Consider the following 19,711-nt stretch of genomic DNA (forward strand, 5'->3'; position numbering starts at 1 on the left):
TATGAGCTTGAATCCAAGAGACGTCGTGATTGTCGACTTCGGTCGTACTCCGATGGGCCGCTCCAAGGGCGGCATGCACCGCAACACCCGCGCCGAGGACATGTCGGCGCACTTGATCAGCAAATTGCTGGAACGCAACGTCAAGGTCGACCCGAATGAAGTCGAAGACGTCATCTGGGGCTGCGTAAACCAGACCCTGGAGCAGGGCTGGAACATCGCCCGCATGGCGTCCCTGATGACTCAGATCCCGCACACTGCCGCCGGCCAGACCGTCAGCCGTCTGTGTGGTTCGTCGATGAGCGCTCTGCACACTGCCGCACAAGCGATCATGACCGGCAACGGTGACGTGTTCGTGGTCGGCGGCGTCGAGCACATGGGCCACGTGAGCATGATGCACGGTGTCGATCCGAACCCGCACATGTCGCTGTACGCGGCAAAAGCTTCGGGCATGATGGGCCTGACCGCTGAAATGCTGGGTAAAATGCACGGCATCACTCGCGAACAGCAGGATGCTTTCGGCGTGCGTTCCCACCAGCTCGCTCACAAGGCGACTGTGGAAGGCAAGTTCAAAGACGAAATCATCCCGATGCAAGGCTACGACGAGAACGGTTTCCTGAAACTGTTCGACTACGACGAAACCATTCGTCCGGAAACCACCCTGGAAAGCCTGGCGGCTCTCAAGCCTGCTTTCAACCCGAAGGGCGGCACCGTGACAGCAGGTACTTCGTCGCAGATCACCGACGGTGCTTCGTGCATGATCGTGATGTCGGCGCAGCGTGCACAAGACCTGGGTATCCAGCCTATGGCGGTGATCCGCTCGATGGCAGTGGCAGGTGTGGACCCGGCGATCATGGGCTATGGTCCAGTACCGGCCACCCAAAAAGCCTTGAAGCGTGCGGGCCTCGGTATTAACGATATCGACTTCTTTGAGCTCAACGAAGCTTTCGCCGCACAGGCCTTGCCAGTGCTGAAAGATTTGAAAGTGCTCGACAAGATGAACGAGAAGGTTAACCTGCACGGCGGCGCAATCGCCTTGGGTCACCCGTTCGGTTGCTCCGGTGCCCGTATCTCCGGCACTCTGCTGAACGTGATGAAGCAAAATGGCGGCACCTTCGGGGTAGCCACCATGTGCATTGGTCTCGGCCAAGGCATCTCCACCGTCTTCGAACGCGTTTAAGCGTTCCGTTGACGGAAGCCGGGGCCAAGTGCCCCGGTTTTTGTTTTTCTGAATTTATTTTTTGTTTTTATTTTTAAAAGATTTGAGTGAGGGCCAAGCCATGCCGATACAACCTGGGCTCTACCAGCATTACAAAGGTCCTCAGTACCGCGTATTCAGCATTGCGCGGCACTCGGAAACCGAAGAAGAAGTGGTCTTCTATCAAGCCCTGTATGGCGATTACGGCTTTTGGGTGCGTCCCTTGAGCATGTTCCTGGAGTCGGTCGAAGTTGACGGCGAACAGGTGCCACGCTTTGCTTTGGTGCAAGCCGAACCGAGCCTTTTTTCGAAGCCATAAGCTGAGTGCGCGCAAAACCCTGCGCTTGACCTCACCTTGTAGCCACTATATATAGCGGTGCCGCGTCAGGCGCCAACCGCCTTTCACTTCTAGAATTCAGGAATTTTCTGATCCATGGGCAAATCGCTGGTCATTGTGGAATCCCCGGCTAAGGCCAAGACCATCAACAAGTATCTGGGTAACCAATACGTGGTGAAGTCGAGTATCGGCCATATCCGAGACCTGCCCACCAGCGGTTCGGCTAGCGCCAGCAAAGAGCCAGCCGCCAAGCGCGGCAAGGCCGCCGCGGGTGAAGGTCCGGTGCTCACGCCGAAAGAGAAAGCGCGCAAGCAGCTGGTCTCGCGCATGGGTGTCGATCCCGATCATGGCTGGAAAGCCAAGTACGAGATCCTCCCGGGCAAGGAAAAGGTCATCGAAGAGCTGCGCCGGCTCGCCAAGGATGCTGACACCATCTATCTCGCAACCGACTTGGATCGCGAGGGGGAAGCCATTGCCTGGCACCTGCGCGAAGCCATCGGTGGTGACGACAGCCGCTACAAGCGCGTGGTGTTCAACGAAATCACCAAGAAAGCGATCCAGGAAGCCTTCTCCAAACCGGGCGAGCTGGACATTGATCGTGTAAACGCACAGCAAGCACGTCGTTTCCTCGACCGTGTCGTGGGTTACATGGTTTCTCCGCTGCTGTGGGCCAAAGTTGCCCGTGGTCTGTCTGCCGGTCGTGTGCAGTCGGTGGCGGTGAAGCTGGTCGTTGAGCGTGAGCGTGAAATTCGCGCGTTCAACCCGGAAGAGTACTGGGAGGTTCACGCTGACCTGGGCACCGCCAAGGGCGCGACCGTGCGCTTTGACGTGGCTCGCGAGAAAGGCGAGGCCTTTAAGCCGCTCAACGAAGCCCAGGCCATGGCTGCGCTGGAGAAGCTCAAGGCTTCCAGCTACAGCATCGTAAAACGCGAAGACAAGCCGACCAGCAGCAAGCCGTCGGCACCGTTCATCACGTCCACCCTGCAACAGGCGGCGAGTAATCGCCTGGGCTTCGGCGTGAAGAAAACCATGATGATGGCCCAGCGCTTGTATGAAGCGGGCTACATCACTTATATGCGTACCGACTCCACCAACCTCTCGGCCGATGCCGTGACGATGGCGCGCACTTATATCGAAGGCGAGTTCGGCAAGAAGTACCTGCCGGAAACCCCGAACGTCTACAGCAGCAAGGAAGGCGCACAAGAGGCTCACGAAGCGATTCGTCCGTCCGACGCCAATACCGAGCCAAGCAAGCTGTCGGGCATGGAACGTGACGCAGAGCGGCTCTATGAGCTGATCTGGCGCCAGTTCCTCGCTTGCCAGATGCTGCCGGCTCAATACCTGTCGACCACTGTTACTGTCGGCGCCGGTGATTTCGAGTTGCGCGCCAAGGGCCGTATCCTGAAGTTCGACGGTTACACCCGCGTCATGCCGCAAATCGCCAAGCCAGGCGATGACGATGTGCTGCCGGACATGGCCCAGGGTGACGCGATGAAGCTGATCAAGCTTGATCCGACCCAGCACTTCACCAAGCCGCCGGCGCGTTACTCGGAAGCGAGCCTGGTTAAAGAGATGGAAAAACGCGGCATCGGTCGTCCTTCGACTTATGCAGCGATCATTTCGACCATTCAGGACCGTGGTTACGTCGCGCTGCACAACCGTCGTTTCTACTCGGAAAAGATGGGTGACATCGTCACTGAGCGTCTGGCCGAGAGCTTCTCAAATCTCATGGACTACGGCTTCACCGCCGGCATGGAAGAGAATCTCGATGACGTAGCCCAAGGCGAACGCGACTGGAAAAACGTGCTCGACGAGTTCTACGGCGACTTCAAGAAGAAGCTCGAAGTAGCCGAAAGCGCCGAAGGCGGCATGCGCGCCAACCAACCGGTAATGACTGACATTCCGTGTGTGGTGTGCGGTCGTCCAATGCAGATTCGTACAGCGTCCACTGGTGTGTTCCTGGGTTGCTCGGGCTACAGCCTGCCGCCGAAAGAACGCTGCAAGGCCACGGTCAACCTGGTGCCGGGCGATGAAATCGCTGCGGACGACGAGGGTGAGTCGGAATCGCTGGTCCTGCGCGGCAAACACCGTTGCCCGATTTGCAGCACGGCGATGGATGCTTACCTTCTGGATGAAAAGCGCAAGCTGCACATCTGCGGTAACAACCCGGATTGCGACGGCTACGAAGTCGAAGAGGGCAACTACCGCATCAAGGGCTATGAAGGTCCGAGTCTGGAATGCGACAAGTGCGGCAGTGAGATGCAGCTCAAGACTGGCCGTTTCGGCAAGTTCTTCGGTTGCACCAATCCAACGTGCAAGAACACCCGCAAACTGCTGAAAAGCGGGGACGCGGCGCCGCCGAAGATGGACCCGGTGAAGATGCCTGAGCTTAAATGCGAGAAGGTCAACGACACCTACATCTTGCGTGACGGTGCTTCCGGTCTGTTCCTGGCGGCCAGCCAATTCCCGAAAAACCGCGAGACTCGTGCTCCGCTGGTCATGGAAATCGTGCCGCACAAGGATGAGATCGATCCGAAGTACCATTTCCTCTGCGAAGCACCGAAAAAGGATCCGGACGGCCTGCCTGCCGTGATCCGTTACAGCCGCAAGACCAAAGAGCAGTACGTACAGACTGAAGTCGACGGTAAGCCGACTGGCTGGAAAGCGTATTACGACGGCGGTAAGTGGACTGTTGAAGACAAGCGTCCGGCAGCCAAGGCTTAATCAGGCGCGATACACAGAAGGCCGCATGCAAACCCTCGGGTTTTCATGCGGCCTTTTTGTTTTGTGCTTGCGGGAGGCGGAGGTGATCCACGACACTGTCTGACCTGCGTGAAGCAATTATTTCGTTGTGGAGACTGCCGTCATGGCCCACGAACTCTATACCCGCACCAACCAGAAGATTTATTTCGCCGGCCTGTCGCTGGAAGCGCTGGCCAAAGCCGAAGAAGGGCGGGCAATGAACTCCCTGGCGTTGATTCAGGCAGGACGTGAATCGGCGCTGTTCCACCTGTACGGTGCGCTGCTGGGCCTGTGTCATGAAATCGCCGGCTTCTATCGCCTGCCTCAGGCCAGCGCGCCTCGGGCCGAGTTACTGCTGACTCGCGAGGTGCTGGACGCCATCGCCATTCCCGAAATGGCCGAGATGGTCGAGTTGGCGCAAAACCCTGAAACCTGGCTGGCCAAACTGTTGGCGGCGCATGCAGCGTTGTTTCAACCACCTCGCGCTCCGCACAAGCCTAAAGGCGATGTGACGCAACCACTCATCCTGGCGGTTAACCTGGATGATGAAGAGGCGCCAGAGGAGCTGAGTCGGGAAGAGCTGGAGAGCTGGCGTCAGAACCTGAAAGGGTTGGCGATTCGGTTTCGCGAAGGTTTGAACGAGTGTTAAGGGAAGGATGACCCGATGGGTCGTCTGCTCAGGGATGAGCGCTGGTAGATGTTGCTTCGTGATGACATCTGGTCAAGTTACTGAGCGAAGCCTGGCCGATGCCTATATAATCCCCGCCTTTCGTGGAGAACAGACCTTTATGCCAACGTCCTTTCTAGAAATTGTCGAGTTACCAGACGGCCGAATCGAGCTGCGCAGGGCCGAGGACGAAGGTTCTCTGGTTACTTTGGATTTCTCCGAGGATGCCAAAGTGTTCCTGCAAGGTCAGCACGTGGAAGTCGCCAAGGCGATGTTGAGCGTCGGCGTGCAGATGGCAGGGCGCCTGGTTGAAGGTGAATTCAATACGGATGAGAGCTCGCGGGTCCTTCATTGATCCCGTTCGTCGCTTTCTGCTGAAACCGCTCCAGTCCGGCTTCTCTGTCCGTTGAGAAGCCCTGCGCTATTCATGGCGTCTTGTTGCACGTTAACCCAGTCGAATATTCAGGCTTTGGGCATCCCCGATACGGGCTGCGCTGATCAGTTGTTGCCGTGAATTTGCGTTCAGCGGGTTGAGCCAGCTGACAACCGTGTGGCTGCGGCCCAGGCGCAAGGCTTCGCAAGTCAGCTGCTGGGCACTCTGAGTACCGCGTGGTTGCAGCAGCAGGATGCGTTCGCGGTTGAGGCCAGCTTCGCGCAACCACACTTGAGTCAGGCTGGCGGGCGGAGCAATCAGTGTCAGCCAGCGTGCGTCCTGATCCTGACTCAGCTCCCGAAGAATGGGCGCCAGAAGATTCAGGCAGTTCCCCGCCGCACCACGCAATGACAGCTCGCTGAAGACTTCGGGTTCTGCGCCCCAAGGCGACTCGACCACGTCTTTCAGGATCGGTGCCAATGGCTGTGCCAGAAATGCCTCGAACAATGGCAGTTGGGCTTGTTGTGGTGTGTGTGGGAACTGCATAGAGCCTCCTTTAGCGGCGAATGACGCCAACACTCAAGCCTTCGATCACCAGTTCCTGATCTTTCAGGTTCACTTCGATAGGGGCGAATTCAGGGTTTTCGGCAAGCAACCAGACTTTGCTGCCATCGCGCTTGAAACGCTTGACGGTCACTTCGTCACCGATCCGTGCCACGACGATCTGGCCGTTGCGGGCTTCACGGGTGGTGTGGACCGCCAGCAAGTCGCCGTCGAAAATACCGACGTCTTTCATGCTCATGCCATGAACGCGCAGCAGGTAGTCGGCGCGCGGATGGAAGAAGGCAGGGTTGATGTTGCAGGACTCTTCGATGTGCTGCTGGGCCAGGATCGGCGCACCGGCGGCCACTCGGCCAATGATCGGCAGTGTGGACTCGTCGGCCTTGGCTTCGAAGCCAGGGATGCGAATGCCGCGGGAGGCGCCCGGGGTCATTTCGATCGCACCTTTTCGGGCCAGTGCCTTCAGGTGTTCTTCCGCCGCGTTGGGCGATTTGAAACCCAGTTCCTGAGCGATTTCCGCACGTGTTGGCGGGTAACCGTTGTCTTCGAGGCAGCGTTTGATGAAGGCCAGAATCTCTGCTTGGCGTGGCGTCAGCTTTAGCATATTGATCGCTCTGTCTTTTTATACAGTGACTGGGATTATATACAGTGGATCGGTCTTGGCAATGCCCCTTTTTTTACTGGCCGCTGGACGGTCAATCAGGCTGCTGATTAAAGCGTCGACGATGTATGGTTAAATAGCTGACCGACCATTCCCAAAACGAACCGGCAGGCTTGACAACGCACAGGCTGAAACGTATGTTTCAAACAAGTGTTTGTCAGGCGGAGTAGCCATGGCCCAGTCGGAAACCGTTGAACGCTGCCGAGCAGTTGTTCGCCGAAAAAGGTTTCGCGGAAACCTCTTTGCGTCTGATCACCAGCAAGGCCGGTGTCAATCTGGCGGCGGTGAACTATCACTTCGGATCGAAAAAGGCGCTGATTCAGGCCGTCTTCTCGCGTTTTCTCGGCCCGTTCTGCCTGAGTCTCGATAAAGAGCTCGAACGCCGTCAGGCCAAGCCTGAAAACAAGCCGACGCTTGAAGAGTTGCTCGAAATTCTTGTCGAGCAGGCGCTCGTCGTGCAGCCACGCAGTGGCAACGATCTGTCTATTTTCATGCGGTTGCTGGGCCTGGCTTTCAGTCAGAGCCAGGGCCACTTGCGACGTTATCTGGAAGACATGTACGGCAAGGTATTTCGCCGCTACATGATGCTGGTCAACGAAGCCGCACCGCGTATCCCACCGATCGAGTTGTTCTGGCGCGTGCACTTCATGCTCGGTGCCGCGGCATTCAGCATGTCGGGGATCAAGGCGCTGCGTGCGATTGCCGAAACCGATTTCGGCGTCAACACCTCCATTGAGCAGGTGATGCGCCTGATGGTGCCGTTCCTGGCCGCTGGCATGCGCGCTGAAACCGGCGTTACCGATTCGGCGATGGCCACTGCGCAGTTGCGCCCGCGCAGCAAATCAGCCCCGGTTGCCGCCAAGGTTTAACCGCACACGGGTGGGCGGGGCAGCTGACATCCGCTAAGCTAGCCGCCCATGCCGACTCTCGTTCTGAACCCGCTCCCTATCGATATCGCCGTCCTGCCGGGCACCGCCTACGGCGGCGATTATGTGCGAGACGGATTCATCGTTCTCAAGGAATCTTTATGACTGCTGGCCTGCAAGGCTCGTTGATGGTGGACGTCGCCGGTACCTGGCTGACGGCCGAAGATCGCCAATTGTTGCGCCAGCCCGAAGTGGGCGGCCTGATCATTTTTGCCCGCAACATAGAGCACCCACGCCAGGTGCGCGAGTTGAGCGCTGCAATCCGCGCCGTTCGCCCCGATCTGCTGTTGGCGGTAGACCAGGAAGGCGGGCGGGTTCAGCGTCTGCGTCAGGGCTTCGTCCGGCTGCCGGCCATGCGTGCCATCGCCGACAACCTGAACGCCGAATACCTGGCCGAGCAGTGTGGCTGGATCATGGCGACCGAAGTATTGGCCGTTGGCCTGGACCTGAGCTTCGCCCCGGTGCTCGACCTGGATTACCAGCGTAGCGCCGTTGTCGGCACCCGTTCCTTTGAAGGTGACCCGGAGCGCGCCGCGCTTCTGGCCGGTGCCTTCATCCGCGGGATGAACAGTGCCGGCATGGCCGCCACGGGCAAGCATTTCCCGGGTCACGGCTGGGCCGAGGCGGACTCCCACGTGGCCATTCCCACCGACGAGCGCAGCCTCGACGAGATCCGCGCCAAAGACCTGGTACCGTTTGCCCGATTGAGCAAGCAACTGGCCGCCGTCATGCCGGCGCATGTGATTTATCCACAGGTCGATTCCCAGCCTGCCGGTTTCTCCCGGCGCTGGTTGCAGGACATCCTGCGTGGCGAGTTGCAGTTCGATGGGGTTATCTTCAGTGATGATCTTTCCATGGCTGGCGCCCACGTGGTCGGTGATGCCGCCAGTCGAATCGAAGCCGCGCTGACCGCCGGTTGCGACATGGGCCTGGTGTGCAATGACCGTGCTGCCGCGGAGTTGGCGCTGAGCGCCGCCCAACGCATGAAGGTCAAGCCGTCGCCGCGTATCGCGCGGATGCGCGGGCAGTCGTTCGCCGGCACCGAATACCGTCAAGACCCGCGCTGGCTCGCCGCAGTCGGCGCGCTCAAAGAAGCTCAACTGATTGATTAAGGACTTTTCGTTATGACGGTTTACGCGATTATCGGTGGCACCGGCCTGACTCAGTTAGAAGGCCTGAACATTCGTCAGTCGCTAGCGGTGGATACCCCTTACGGCGCCCCTTCGGCTGAGGTGCAGATCGGTGAGTACGCGGGCAAGGAAGTGCTGTTCCTCGCGCGTCACGGTCACCCGCACCGGTTCCCGCCGCATCAGGTGAACTACCGCGCAAACCTCTGGGCACTGAAGCAGGCCGGTGCCGAAGCGATCCTGGCGGTCAATGCCGTGGGCGGTATTCACCCGGCGATGGGCACCGGGCATTTCTGCGTGCCGCACCAACTGATCGACTACACCAGCGGCCGCGAACACACCTATTTTGCCGATAACCTGGAACACGTCACTCACATCGATTTCAGCTACCCCTACAGCGAATCACTGCGTCAGCAATTGATTGCGGCGCTGGCGGCTGAAGGCGTGGGCTACAGCGATCAAGGCGTGTACGCCTGCACTCAAGGTCCTCGCCTGGAAACCGTTGCTGAAATCGCGAAACTGGAGCGTGACGGCTGCGACATCGTTGGCATGACCGGCATGCCGGAAGCAGCGTTGGCGCGTGAACTTGAACTGGATTACGCCTGTCTGGCGCTGGTGGTAAACCCGGCAGCGGGGAAGTCCTCGGCGGTGATCACCATGGCCCAGATCGAGCAGGCGTTGCATGACGGGATGGGCAAGGTGAAATCGACGTTGGCGCGGGTATTGGCGGGTTGAATTTCGGCCTGATGAAATGTCCGGCTGCCTTACTGATTTCAAGCGGCGTTGATTTATGACGGCAATAACCAAACAACTTCATGCACTTCGTTGGGCAGAGGTGTTCAGTCATCGCGCTCTGGAGAAGGCCCGCAGTTATGCGGATAAGGATCGGATAACGATCCATCAGATCGACGATTCGATGATTGTCGCATCGTGCGTCGGCTCCAAATCGCAGGTGTATGAGCAAGTCATTGAGCTCTCTGAATCTCTGCAGGGGCAAGAAGAGCTTCGATGCGTTTGTTCCTGTCCTGTCATGTTCAATTGCAAGCACTGCGCTGCAGTTATCTATCACCTGCAAGATCATCACGGTCAACAGCCTGAAAGCGCCGTTCAGGTCCACCTGAATCGCGAATTGGAGCGCTGGCTCGACGCAATTCCTTTAACAGACAAGACGCCCGGTGAGCCGGCGCTGGGGACGAATGCCTGCCTGCTCTACAGGCTCAAGGCAACGCCTGTCGCCGGGAAATGGACGCTGGAGGTTTTCAAGGCTCGCCAGCTCAAGAACGGCGCCTTTCAAGACATTCGGGCCATGTACTCATTGTCGGAAATGCTGGTGCGACAACCCGCCTATGTGTCTGAACTGGACCTTCGAGTCGCCAGGCTTCTGGTGGCCGTTCACTCCCATCACGCGTATTACGGCGGTTACCCCTTGGAGGGCAGCAGTGGCGCCGAACTCCTGGAGATGTTGTTGCGTAGCGCTCGGCTGTTCCTTGATTTCGAGCAACCGCCCTTGGCTCCAGGAGCGAAGAGGGCGGGTAAGTTTGCCTGGGTCGAAAGATCCAACGGCAGTTTCTACCCTCAGTGGAGCAGCGACGAAGCCGCGTGTGAAACAGTGCTGGCCGTGGCGCCCCTGTACTACCTGGATCGCGAGCAGCTACAAGTCGGAACGCTGTTCAACGAACTGGATGACAAACTGGCTTGTCACCTGACTTTGGCTCCGGAAATCCCGGCACATCAGGCAATGCAATTCAGCCATCGGATGAGTGCCTCGACGAAAGTTGCTCCACCGCACAGGCTGACGGAGCGGGTGATCGATGACATTAATCCCCAAGCGCACCTGACGCTCAATAGCGGCATGCGCTACAAAAACTGGAAGTATGAGCCTGAGCATCGCGCCGCATTGGCGTTCACCTACGACGGGCATCCGACGTCGGACAGAAACCCGGAAGTGTTGATCTTTTCCGGTACTGAAACCCGGCGAATTCAGCGCCAGCCCGCCGCCGAAAAAGCCTTGCGTCAGATCCTGCAAAAATATGGTTTCAAAAAGGCCACGCGCAAAAGCAGCGTGGACCGCCCCGGCGAGATGTTCGATCTGCCGGATGATGCGACCTGGCTGGCCTTTGTTCAAAACGGGCTTCCGGCGCTGCGCGAGAAAAACTGGCACATCGATATAGGCCATGGCTTTCACTTCAACGTGCAGCCTGTAGAAGACTGGTATGCGCAAGTCGAGGAAGAGTCGGGGCATCAGTGGTTTGACCTGCAACTGGGCATCGTGGTCAACGGCGAGCGTCACAGCCTGCTGCCGATATTGCTGCATTTGCTGCGTAGCCAGCCACAGTTGATGGATCCTGCAACTCTGGCCCAACGCAACGATGACGAATTGTTGCTGATTGGACTGGGTGATGGGCGTTTCGGTGCCAAACCCGATGGCAAAGTCGCGCTGCCCTATGGTCGGATAAAACCGCTTATGGCCACCCTGGGCGAGTTGTACCTGGGAGGGCATCAAGGTGATTCATTGCGTTTGAGTTTGCCGGATGCCGCGCGCCTCAGTGCACTGGAAGGCGTCCCGCTGGTTTGGCAGGGCGGTGAACGACTGCGCAATTTTGCGAAGCGTCTGCGAGAGTCGAACCATGTTCATATCTCGGCGCCCGAGGGCTTGAAAGCGACACTGCGACCTTATCAGCTGGAAGGTCTGAACTGGATGCAAACCCTCCGCGAGCTGGAAGTCGGTGGCATTCTCGGCGATGACATGGGGCTGGGCAAAACCCTGCAAACCCTGGCTCACCTGCTGACGGAAAAGCAGGCCGGGCGACTTGATCGTCCGGCACTTGCCGTGATGCCCACCAGCCTGATCCCCAACTGGCTCGACGAGTCACAGCGCTTTACTCCGCAATTGAAGGTGTTGGCGCTGCATGGCGCGGCACGGCAAAAAGACTTTGCCAACCTGGCCGAATACGATCTGGTGTTGACCACCTACGCATTGCTGTCGCGGGATCTGCCGATTTTACAGCCTCAGGTCTGGAGCGTGCTGATTCTCGATGAGGCGCAGAACATCAAGAACCCGGTCAGCAAAGCCGCTCAGGCCGCCCGTGATCTACAGGCGCGTCAACGGCTTTGCCTGAGTGGCACACCGCTGGAAAACCACCTCGGCGAGCTCTGGTCCCAATTTCACTTTTTGCTGCCCGGTTGGCTTGGCGACAGCAAAACCTTCAATCGCGACTACCGCACACCGATTGAAAAACACGGCAACAGTGAGCGGATGCGACATTTGACCGCTCGGATAAAACCCTTTTTGCTGCGTCGCAAGAAAGATCAGGTCGCCACCGAATTGCCGCCGAAAACCGAAATCATCCACTGGGTTGATCTCAGCGATGGGCAACGGGATGTGTACGAAACCGTGCGCGTGGCGATGGACAAGAAGGTCCGGGACGAAATCGCCCGCAGTGGCGTCGGCCGCAGTCAAATCATCATCCTCGATGCGTTGCTCAAGTTGCGTCAGGTCTGCTGCGATCTGCGCTTGATCAACATGCCGATCACGGCAAAGGCGCTTCGATCAGGCAGTGGGAAACTGGTCAGCTTGATGGAGATGCTGGAAGAGTTGCTCAGCGAAGGCCGTAAGATTTTGTTGTTTTCGCAGTTCACCTCGATGCTGGCGTTGATCGAGGAGGAGTTGCAGCAGCGTGGCTACGGTTATTCATTGCTGACGGGCGAAACGACGGATCGGCGTACACCGGTCAGGGATTTCCAGAGCGGTAAAGTGCCGCTGTTTCTGATTAGCCTGAAGGCCGGAGGTACAGGTCTGAATTTGACGGCTGCGGACACGGTGATCCATTTCGATCCTTGGTGGAACCCGGCGGTAGAAAATCAGGCGACGGACCGTGCCTACAGAATCGGGCAAAACAAACCGGTGTTCGTCTACAAGCTGATTGCCCGTGGCACCGTGGAAGAAAAAATACAGGCATTACAGCAGGAGAAGGCCGCGTTGGCGGGGGCGGTGCTTGAGGGTGGGACGACGGGTGGATTGAAGCTTGAGCAGAGTGATATCGAGGCGTTATTTGCGCCGCTGCCGGGTCTCAAATCTTGATCAATAGTTTATGAGTGAAGGCCGCTTCGCGAGCCTGCTCGCGAATGCAATCTATCAGGCACCGGCGTTTCAGCGCTTCTCCAGCTTGTCCGGCAACGGCGCAAACAACGCTTCGATATCATCGCTCTGCAACTTCCAGTCCCCGGTCTGACGTCCATCCAGCACGCCGGCCGCCAGGTCGGATTTTTCCTTTTGCAGATGCTGAATCTTCTCCTCCACCGTCCCGCGGGCAATCATCTTGTAGACGAACACCGGCTTCTCCTGACCGATGCGATACGCCCGGTCAGTCGCCTGGTTTTCCGTCGCCGGGTTCCACCACGGGTCGTAGTGAATCACCGTATCCGCTTCGGTCAGGTTCAAGCCAACACCACCGGCCTTCAGGCTTATCAGAAAGATCTGACGCTTGCCGCTCTGGAAGTCTTTCACCGGCGCGCGCCGGTCTCGGGTCTGTCCGGTCAGCAGTGCATATTTAACGCCGCGTTTCGTCAGCTCCACTTCGATGAGCGCCAGCATCGAGGTGAACTGCGAAAACAGCAGAATCCGCCGACCTTCTTCGAACAACTCCTCAAGCATTTCCATCAAGCTGTCGAGCTTGCCTGACGTGCTGCCGCGAGTGGGCAATGCAGCGTCGTTGACCAGGCGCAAATCGCAGCACACCTGACGCAGCTTCAGCAGCGCCTCAAGAATGATGATCTGGCTGCGCGCCACGCCTTTGCGGGTGATTTCGTCGCGGACTTTCTTGTCCATCGCCAGGCGCATGGTTTCGTACACATCGCGCTGCGCTTCATTGAGTTCGACCCAATGGATGATTTCGGTCTTGGGCGGCAATTCCGTTGCGACTTGTTCCTTGGTCCTGCGCAACAGGAACGGTTTTATCCGACCGTTCAGATGCTGAAGCCTGATTTCGCTGGCACGCTTTTCGATCGGTACGCGGTAATCGCGGTTGAAGCTTTTGACGTCACCGAGCCAGCCGGGCAGCAAAAAGTGAAACAGCGACCACAGTTCGCCCAAGTGGTTTTCCAGCGGCGTGCCACTCAGGCACAGGCGTTGGCGCGCGTTCAACTCGCGGGCAGCTTGAGCGGCCTTGCTGTTGGGATTTTTGATGTATTGCGCTTCGTCCAGCACCAGCACGTGTAACGGCTGCGCCGCCAGGCGTTCGATGTCTTTGGGCAGCAATGCATAAGTGGTCAGGATCAGGTCGTAATCGGCCAGAGTGTCGAAATGCTTTTTGCGACTGGCACCGTACAGCGCCAGTACGTTGAGCTGCGGCGTAAAGTGCGCCGCTTCATCCAGCCAGTTCGGGATCAGGCTGGTGGGCATTACCACCATGCACGGCCGGTCGAGGCGTCCGGCGATTTTCTCGCTGAGAATGTGCGCCAGGGTTTGCAGGGTTTTGCCCAGGCCCATGTCGTCTGCGAGAATTCCGCCGACTTCCAGTTGCCGCAACGACTGCATCCAGCTCAGGCCCTCAAGCTGATACGGACGCAAGGTCGCATTCAAGCCTTCCGGCGCGGTGGCGGTGTAGTCTTTGATGTCGCGCAGGCGCTGGGCAAAGGTGCGGATCTGCTCGCCGCCTTCCCACAGCAGCGGCATGCCTTCCAGTGGATTCAGGCGTATGGCATCGGCCTTGCTCAGGCGCAATGTGGTTTCGCCGGGTTCCTGCAGATAAAACTCGCCGAGGGTCGCCAGCACCGGTTTCAATCGACCGAAGGGCAGGGCGACCTGCAAGGGGCCGTACTCGGAATTCGGGCGATTGGGGATGTTCACCAAAATCAGTTCGTCATCACGACGGCGGGCGAGGCGTTCCGGGTTGAGGATTTCGGTGTGGGAGCGCATCAGGTTCAGCAGGATCGGCAGCAGGCTCAGCCGCTCGCCGTTGACAATGATCCCCAGCTCCAGATCAAACCAGTCGCGCTCCGGCGCCTGTTCGACGGTGGCGTACCAATCATCCACGGCCGTCAGGTCGAAACCGAAATCCTCGTCGATCTGCAGCTCCCAGCCCTGGGTGCGCAGTTTCGGCAGCTCATTGAGGGTGAAGGTCAGCCAGGCGCTGTCGTTGACCATCTCATAGAGTTCGCCGGCGCTTTCCGGCAAGGCTTTGCTTTGCCGGGTCGCAACTTTGAAACCGAGGATTCGCAGCTGTTCCCTGTAGGCCTGTTCGACTTCCGGGTGGCGCTTTATCCGCAGTGTCTGGGTTTCCTGGCGGATCAGGATGTCGGCATTCTTCTGCCCGCTGACGTATTCATCCAGATAGCTGAACGACAACGCCGCGCGATGCTGGATGTAGCGCTGCATCTTGCCGTTGCGCGGTTCGAAGGCGCTGAACTCGATGCTCGCCAGCCACAGGCGCGGCACCGGTTGCACGTTGTCCACCAGCACTTGTGGCGGCGCCTTGGGGCTACGGTTTTCCAGCACCGCCTGAAGTTTTTCCAGCAGCTCGGCATCTTGCGCGGCAGCGGGGTAGTCCAGGGTTTCCTGAACTTTCAGCAACACCGCCGCGCAATGTTTGCAGTTGCTGTGCACTGGGCATGTACATGTCGCATCGATCATCAGCAGCGTGGATTTGGCTGACTCGCGCAGGCGAATGGTCTGACGGTAGACGTTGCCGCCCGAGCCTTCGCACGCAGCGAGGATCGTTGCGTCGCCGGCCTCGACGATCCTGACGCGGTTTTCCAGCGCGTAGCGGCGGCCGCGCTCCAGGCTTTGTTCCTTGAATCGGCTGACCCAGGAAGGTGCCAGGGGTTTGCTCAGGGTCGGGGCCATAGAGACTTCAATCAGTCCGGAATTTCATCGGGGACTGGCCGAGGCGCAGGGACGGTCAGCGAGGTGATCTTGATGAGCAGGGCCAGATGGCCGTTGTCGAGGAAATTCAGTTGGCCGTTCTTGGTGTGACTGTTCTGCTTCAGGCGTTCGCTGGCGGTGACCAGGCCGTTGGCGTCAATCTGGTTGACCCAGAAGTCGGCATCGACGTCGGTGAAACGCCCCAGTTTCAGGGCCAGGGTGCCTTCGATCGGGAACTGGCCGAACTGTTCCTTGCCGTCGTTGATCGCAACTTTGGTGGCTTCTTCGCCCAGGGTCTGTTGCCAGGCCTTGTGCAGCAACACCGTGTAATCCGTGCTGGCAGTAAGTTTTGCCACTTCACCGTTGAGGCTCGGCGTGCGCAGACTGTCGGGGCTGATGCGTTGGGCGCCGACAGCCCAGTCTTCCGGTGCGGCTTTGCTGACAATGGCAGGCACGGCGTTCTGCCGGATCAGAATCATTTCAATCTGATACAGGTCATCGGCAAACGCCGTTGGGGCGAACGACGTTATCAGCAACGTTGTCAGCAAGGTCAGTAAACGAAACAGGCGCATGCGGCGTCCTTCAAGCAGTTTTCGGGATGAGGCATTCAAGCAGCGCCTCTACAGTATTAAAGCGCTCTTGCGGGCTTTCCATCGGGACCATGAATTTAAACATCGTGGCGCCTTCGAATTTGTAGCGTTTTGGCTGGCCCTGAATCAGTTTGATCAGCGTCAGCGGGTCGACCGGTGTTTGCGCCGCGAACTCGATTCGACCGCCTTGCGGGCCGCCGTCGACTTTCTTGATGCCCAGCAGTTCGGCCTGCAACTTCAACGCCGTGATGCGCATCAGGTTCTTGGTGGGCTCCGGCAACAGGCCGAAACGATCGATCATCTCCACCTGCAGGTCCTTGAGGCCTTCCTCGTCAGTGGCCGAGGCGATGCGTTTGTAGAGAATCAGTCGGGCATGCACGTCGGGCAAGTAGGCTTCGGGAATCAACGCCGGGACTCGCAGGTTGACTTCCGGACCTCCGCCGAGCGGCTGATCGAGATTCGGTTGCTCGCCCTTGCGGATCGACTTCACCGCGCGCTCAAGCATCTCCATGTACAACGTGAAACCGACGGCCTGGATCTGACCGCTTTGACCGTCGCCCAGCAGTTCGCCCGCGCCGCGGATTTCCAGGTCGTTGGTCGCGAGGACGAAGCCCGCGCCGAGGTCCTGGGTATTGGCGATCGCTTCCAGACGTTTTTCCGCATCCGGGGTGATTTGCTGGCGCGGCGGTGTCAGTAGATACGCGTAAGCCTGGTGGTGGCTGCGACCGACCCGGCCGCGCAACTGGTGCAACTGCGCCAGGCCGAACTTGTCGGCACGCTCGATGATGATGGTGTTGGCGCTCGGCACGTCGATGCCGGTCTCGATGATGGTCGAGGCGATCAGCACGTTGAAGCGCTTGTGATAGAAGTCGCTCATCACCTGTTCGAGATCACGCTCGCGCATCTGTCCGTGGCCGATGCCGATCCGTGCTTCCGGCACCAGTTCGGCGAGGTCGGCCGCGCATTTCTCGATGGTCTTCACGTCGTTGTGCAGGTAATAGACCTGGCCGCCACGCAACAGCTCACGCAGCAGGGCTTCTTTGACCGTGCTCTTGTTCTGTTCCATGACGAAGGTGCGCACCGAGAGGCGACGTGCCGGCGGCGTGGCGATGATCGACAGGTCACGCATGCCCGACACCGCCATGTTCAGCGTGCGCGGAATCGGCGTGGCAGTCAGGGTCAGGATATCGACTTCGCTGCGCAGGGCCTTGAGCTGTTCTTTTTGGCGGACACCAAAGCGGTGTTCTTCGTCGATGATCACCAGCCCCAGGTTTTTGATTTTCACGTCATCCTGCAGCAGCTTGTGCGTGCCGATGACGATGTCGATCTTGCCTTCGGCAAGGTCTGCGACCGCCGCGTTCACTTCCTTGGCCGACTTGAAGCGGCTCATGACTTCCACGGTCACCGGCCAGTCGGCGAAGCGGTCGCGGAAACTGTTGTAATGCTGCTGGGCGAGCAGGGTGGTCGGCACCAGGATCGCCACCTGGCGACCACCATGCACGGCGATGAACGCGGCGCGCATTGCCACTTCGGTCTTGCCGAAGCCGACGTCACCGCAGACCAGTCGATCCATCGGCTTCGGCGCGAGCATGTCGGCGCGTACGGCATCGATGGTGGTTTGCTGATCTGGCGTTTCTTCGAACGGGAAGCCAGCGCTGAATGTCGCGTAATCGGCTTTCGGATCTTCGAAGGCATAACCTTCGCGAGCGGCGCGGCGGGCATAGATGTCGAGCAACTCGGCGGCCACATCGCGCACCTGTTCGGCGGCTTTGCGCTTGGCTTTCTGCCAGGTTTCGGAACCAAGTCGATGCAACGGGGCCAGGGCGTCGTCGCTGCCGGTGTAACGCGCGATCAGGTGCAGGTTGGCCACCGGCACGTAAAGCTTGGCGCCCTCGGCATATTGCAGAGTCAGGAACTCGGCGGCCTGATTGTCGATTTCGAGGGTCGCAAGTCCCAGGTAACGACCGACGCCGTGATCGATATGAACCACCGGTGCGCCTTCGCGCAGCTCGGTGAGGTTCTTGATGACCGCATCATTGTTGGCGTCGGCGCGTTTTTCGCGGCGACGGCGTTGCATCACGCGCTGCCCGAACAACGGGCTTTCGGCGACCAGCGCCAGGGCCGGATCGTCCAGCAACAGGCCTTCATCGAGCGGCGCAATGGTGATTGCCAGGCGCTCCTTGCTCGCCACAAAGTCCGGCCAGCTGTCGACGGTCTTCGGTCGCAGCTTCAGGCGTTCGAGCAATTCCAGCAGCACTTCGCGACGGCCCGCGGACTCGGCGGTGAACAGCACGCGTCCGGGGAACTCGTCGAGGAAACCGGCCAACGCCGCCAGCGGCTGGGTGGCCTTGGCTTCGATGGCCAGGTTCGGCAATTCGCGTGCCGGAAAGCGCTCGCGGCCGACACCGGTTTCCACGTCCTGTTGACTGGCCACCACCCGTGGCCAGTTTTTCAGGCGGGCAAAGCAATCTTCCACCGGCAGGAACAGTTCGGCCGGTGGTAATAAAGGACGGGAGGGATCGACGCGGCGCTCTTCATAGCGATTGCGCACATCGTTCCAGAAGTTTTCCGCCGCCTGCTCGATGCCCGGCAAGGAGAACACTTGCGTGTCCTGAGGCAGGTAATCGAACAGCGTCGAGGTGTCATCGAAAAACAGCGGCAGGTAATACTCGATACCGGCCGGAGTGATCCCGCTGCTTAAGTCCTGAAAGATCGGGCAGCGGCGGAAGTCGACATCGAAGCGTTCACGAAAGCGTGCCTTGAAGCGTGTGACCGCGTCTTTCTGCAGCGGGAACTCCCGCGCGGGCAACAGGCGAACGGTGTCCACTTTGTCGATGGAGCGCTGGTTTTCCGGATCGAATGTACGAAGCGTCTCGATTTCATCGTCGAACAGATCAATCCGGAAGGGCAGTTTGCTGCCCATCGGGAACAGATCGATCAGCGAACCGCGCACGGTGAATTCACCGTGTTCGTAAACCGTATCGACATAGCGATAGCCGCTGGCTTCCAGTCGGGTACGCATTTGCTCGACATCGAGCTTCTGACCGACATCCAGAACAAGGCTGCTGCCGAGCAGGAATTTGGTCGGCGCCAGGCGATGCAGAGCCGTGGTGATCGGTACCACCAGCACGCCGTGGCTCAGTTCCGGCAATCGATAAAGAGCGGCGATACGCTGGGAAATGATGTCCTGGTGTGGCGAAAACAGATCGTAGGGCAGGGTTTCCCAGTCCGGGAAATGCAGCACCGGCAAATCCGGGGCGAAGAAACTCAGCTCCTGTTCCAGCCGTTCGGCACTTTGGCTGTCGGCGGTCAGGAGCAGGGTAAAGCGCTTGGCAGCGCTGGCAGCCTCGGCGATGGCCAGGCTCAGGGCGGCACCGGGCAAGTTGCCCCAGTGCTGTTTACCTGCCGCGGCAGGGAGAAGCGGTAGACGCAGAACGGGCACGGAAGGTTGAGCTCCAAGCGTTGCGACAAAGTCGGTAATTGTAGCGGCCCCGGGTGCCGCCTGTCAGTTGCTAGTGTGTCTATTACGCAGGTTTGGCGAAATGTAGTGGTAAAGACAAAATCTGGCCGTTTTTTACTGAAAATTGATGATTATGTAGTGGCAAAACGACCGAGTGTTACGGAGGGTTACGGATAAGACAGCGGTATCTCCAAAAAATTGACTGCGCTG

The 19,711-nt window shown here is 58.8% G+C and carries 13 protein-coding genes and 1 pseudogene; 9 read left to right on the forward strand and 5 right to left on the reverse strand.

Going from position 1 to position 19,711, the window contains the following annotated elements; genetic code table 11:
* Position 1: 1 nt before the first annotated feature.
* The 5 genes from fadA (at position 2) to K5K95_RS18315 (ending at position 5,296) form a co-directional block, all read left to right on the forward strand.
* Positions 2-1,177, forward strand: a complete 1,176-nt coding sequence (gene fadA, locus K5K95_RS18295) for an acetyl-CoA C-acyltransferase FadA (RefSeq protein WP_090182092.1) — start codon at positions 2-4, stop codon at positions 1,175-1,177.
* A gap of 100 nt (positions 1,178-1,277) precedes the next feature.
* Positions 1,278-1,514: a DUF1653 domain-containing protein gene (locus tag K5K95_RS18300; RefSeq protein WP_046047845.1), complete on the forward strand. Its 237-nt coding sequence runs from the start codon at positions 1,278-1,280 to the stop codon at positions 1,512-1,514.
* A gap of 114 nt (positions 1,515-1,628) precedes the next feature.
* Complete coding sequence (gene topA / locus K5K95_RS18305) at positions 1,629-4,256, forward strand: type I DNA topoisomerase (RefSeq protein ID WP_222585458.1); 2,628 nt, start codon at positions 1,629-1,631, stop codon at positions 4,254-4,256.
* A 142-nt stretch (positions 4,257-4,398) separates the two neighbouring features.
* Positions 4,399-4,923 carry a DUF6586 family protein gene (locus K5K95_RS18310; protein WP_222585459.1) on the forward strand — a complete coding sequence of 175 codons (525 nt, stop codon included), beginning with the start codon at positions 4,399-4,401 and terminating at the stop codon, positions 4,921-4,923.
* A gap of 139 nt (positions 4,924-5,062) precedes the next feature.
* Complete coding sequence (locus K5K95_RS18315) at positions 5,063-5,296, forward strand: hypothetical protein (protein WP_090188568.1); 234 nt, start codon at positions 5,063-5,065, stop codon at positions 5,294-5,296.
* 90 nt (positions 5,297-5,386) lie between these two features.
* Here K5K95_RS18315 and sulA read toward each other — a convergent pair whose 3' ends face one another.
* The gene (gene sulA, locus K5K95_RS18320) at positions 5,387-5,860 is read right to left on the reverse strand and encodes an SOS-induced cell division inhibitor SulA (RefSeq protein ID WP_222585460.1); all 474 of its coding nucleotides are present in this window, start codon (positions 5,858-5,860) and stop codon (positions 5,387-5,389) included.
* Between the two features lie 10 nt (positions 5,861-5,870).
* Complete coding sequence (gene lexA / locus K5K95_RS18325; protein ID WP_090182100.1) at positions 5,871-6,479, reverse strand: transcriptional repressor LexA; 609 nt, start codon at positions 6,477-6,479, stop codon at positions 5,871-5,873.
* 229 nt (positions 6,480-6,708) lie between these two features.
* Here lexA and K5K95_RS18330 point away from each other — a divergent pair.
* The 4 genes and pseudogenes from K5K95_RS18330 (at position 6,709) to K5K95_RS18345 (ending at position 12,670) form a co-directional block, all read left to right on the forward strand.
* Positions 6,709-7,405, forward strand: a pseudogene (locus K5K95_RS18330) (TetR/AcrR family transcriptional regulator).
* Positions 7,406-7,563: 158 nt separating this feature from the next.
* Entirely contained in the window at positions 7,564-8,574 is a 1,011-nt protein-coding gene (gene nagZ / locus K5K95_RS18335) for a beta-N-acetylhexosaminidase (RefSeq protein WP_222585461.1), read from the forward strand.
* 12 nt (positions 8,575-8,586) lie between these two features.
* Entirely contained in the window at positions 8,587-9,324 is a 738-nt protein-coding gene (locus K5K95_RS18340) for an S-methyl-5'-thioinosine phosphorylase (RefSeq protein ID WP_222585462.1), read from the forward strand.
* Positions 9,325-9,379: 55 nt separating this feature from the next.
* Complete coding sequence (locus K5K95_RS18345) at positions 9,380-12,670, forward strand: DEAD/DEAH box helicase (protein WP_222585463.1); 3,291 nt, start codon at positions 9,380-9,382, stop codon at positions 12,668-12,670.
* A 69-nt stretch (positions 12,671-12,739) separates the two neighbouring features.
* On the opposite strand, the gene K5K95_RS18350 is transcribed toward K5K95_RS18345, so the two are convergent.
* From K5K95_RS18350 to mfd, 3 genes are read right to left on the reverse strand one after another with little or no spacing between them, the layout of a single operon-like run.
* A complete protein-coding gene (locus K5K95_RS18350) occupies positions 12,740-15,433 on the reverse strand; it encodes a DEAD/DEAH box helicase (RefSeq protein WP_222585464.1) in 2,694 nt (897 codons plus the stop codon).
* A gap of 11 nt (positions 15,434-15,444) precedes the next feature.
* Positions 15,445-16,023, reverse strand: a complete 579-nt coding sequence (locus K5K95_RS18355; RefSeq protein ID WP_222585465.1) for a CsiV family protein — start codon at positions 16,021-16,023, stop codon at positions 15,445-15,447.
* Positions 16,024-16,033: 10 nt separating this feature from the next.
* Positions 16,034-19,483: a transcription-repair coupling factor gene (gene mfd, locus K5K95_RS18360; RefSeq protein ID WP_090182111.1), complete on the reverse strand. Its 3,450-nt coding sequence runs from the start codon at positions 19,481-19,483 to the stop codon at positions 16,034-16,036.
* Positions 19,484-19,711: the final 228 nt, after the last annotated feature.

The sequence above is a fragment of the Pseudomonas sp. DR48 genome, assembly GCF_019823085.1.
Taxonomy (GTDB): domain Bacteria; phylum Pseudomonadota; class Gammaproteobacteria; order Pseudomonadales; family Pseudomonadaceae; genus Aquipseudomonas.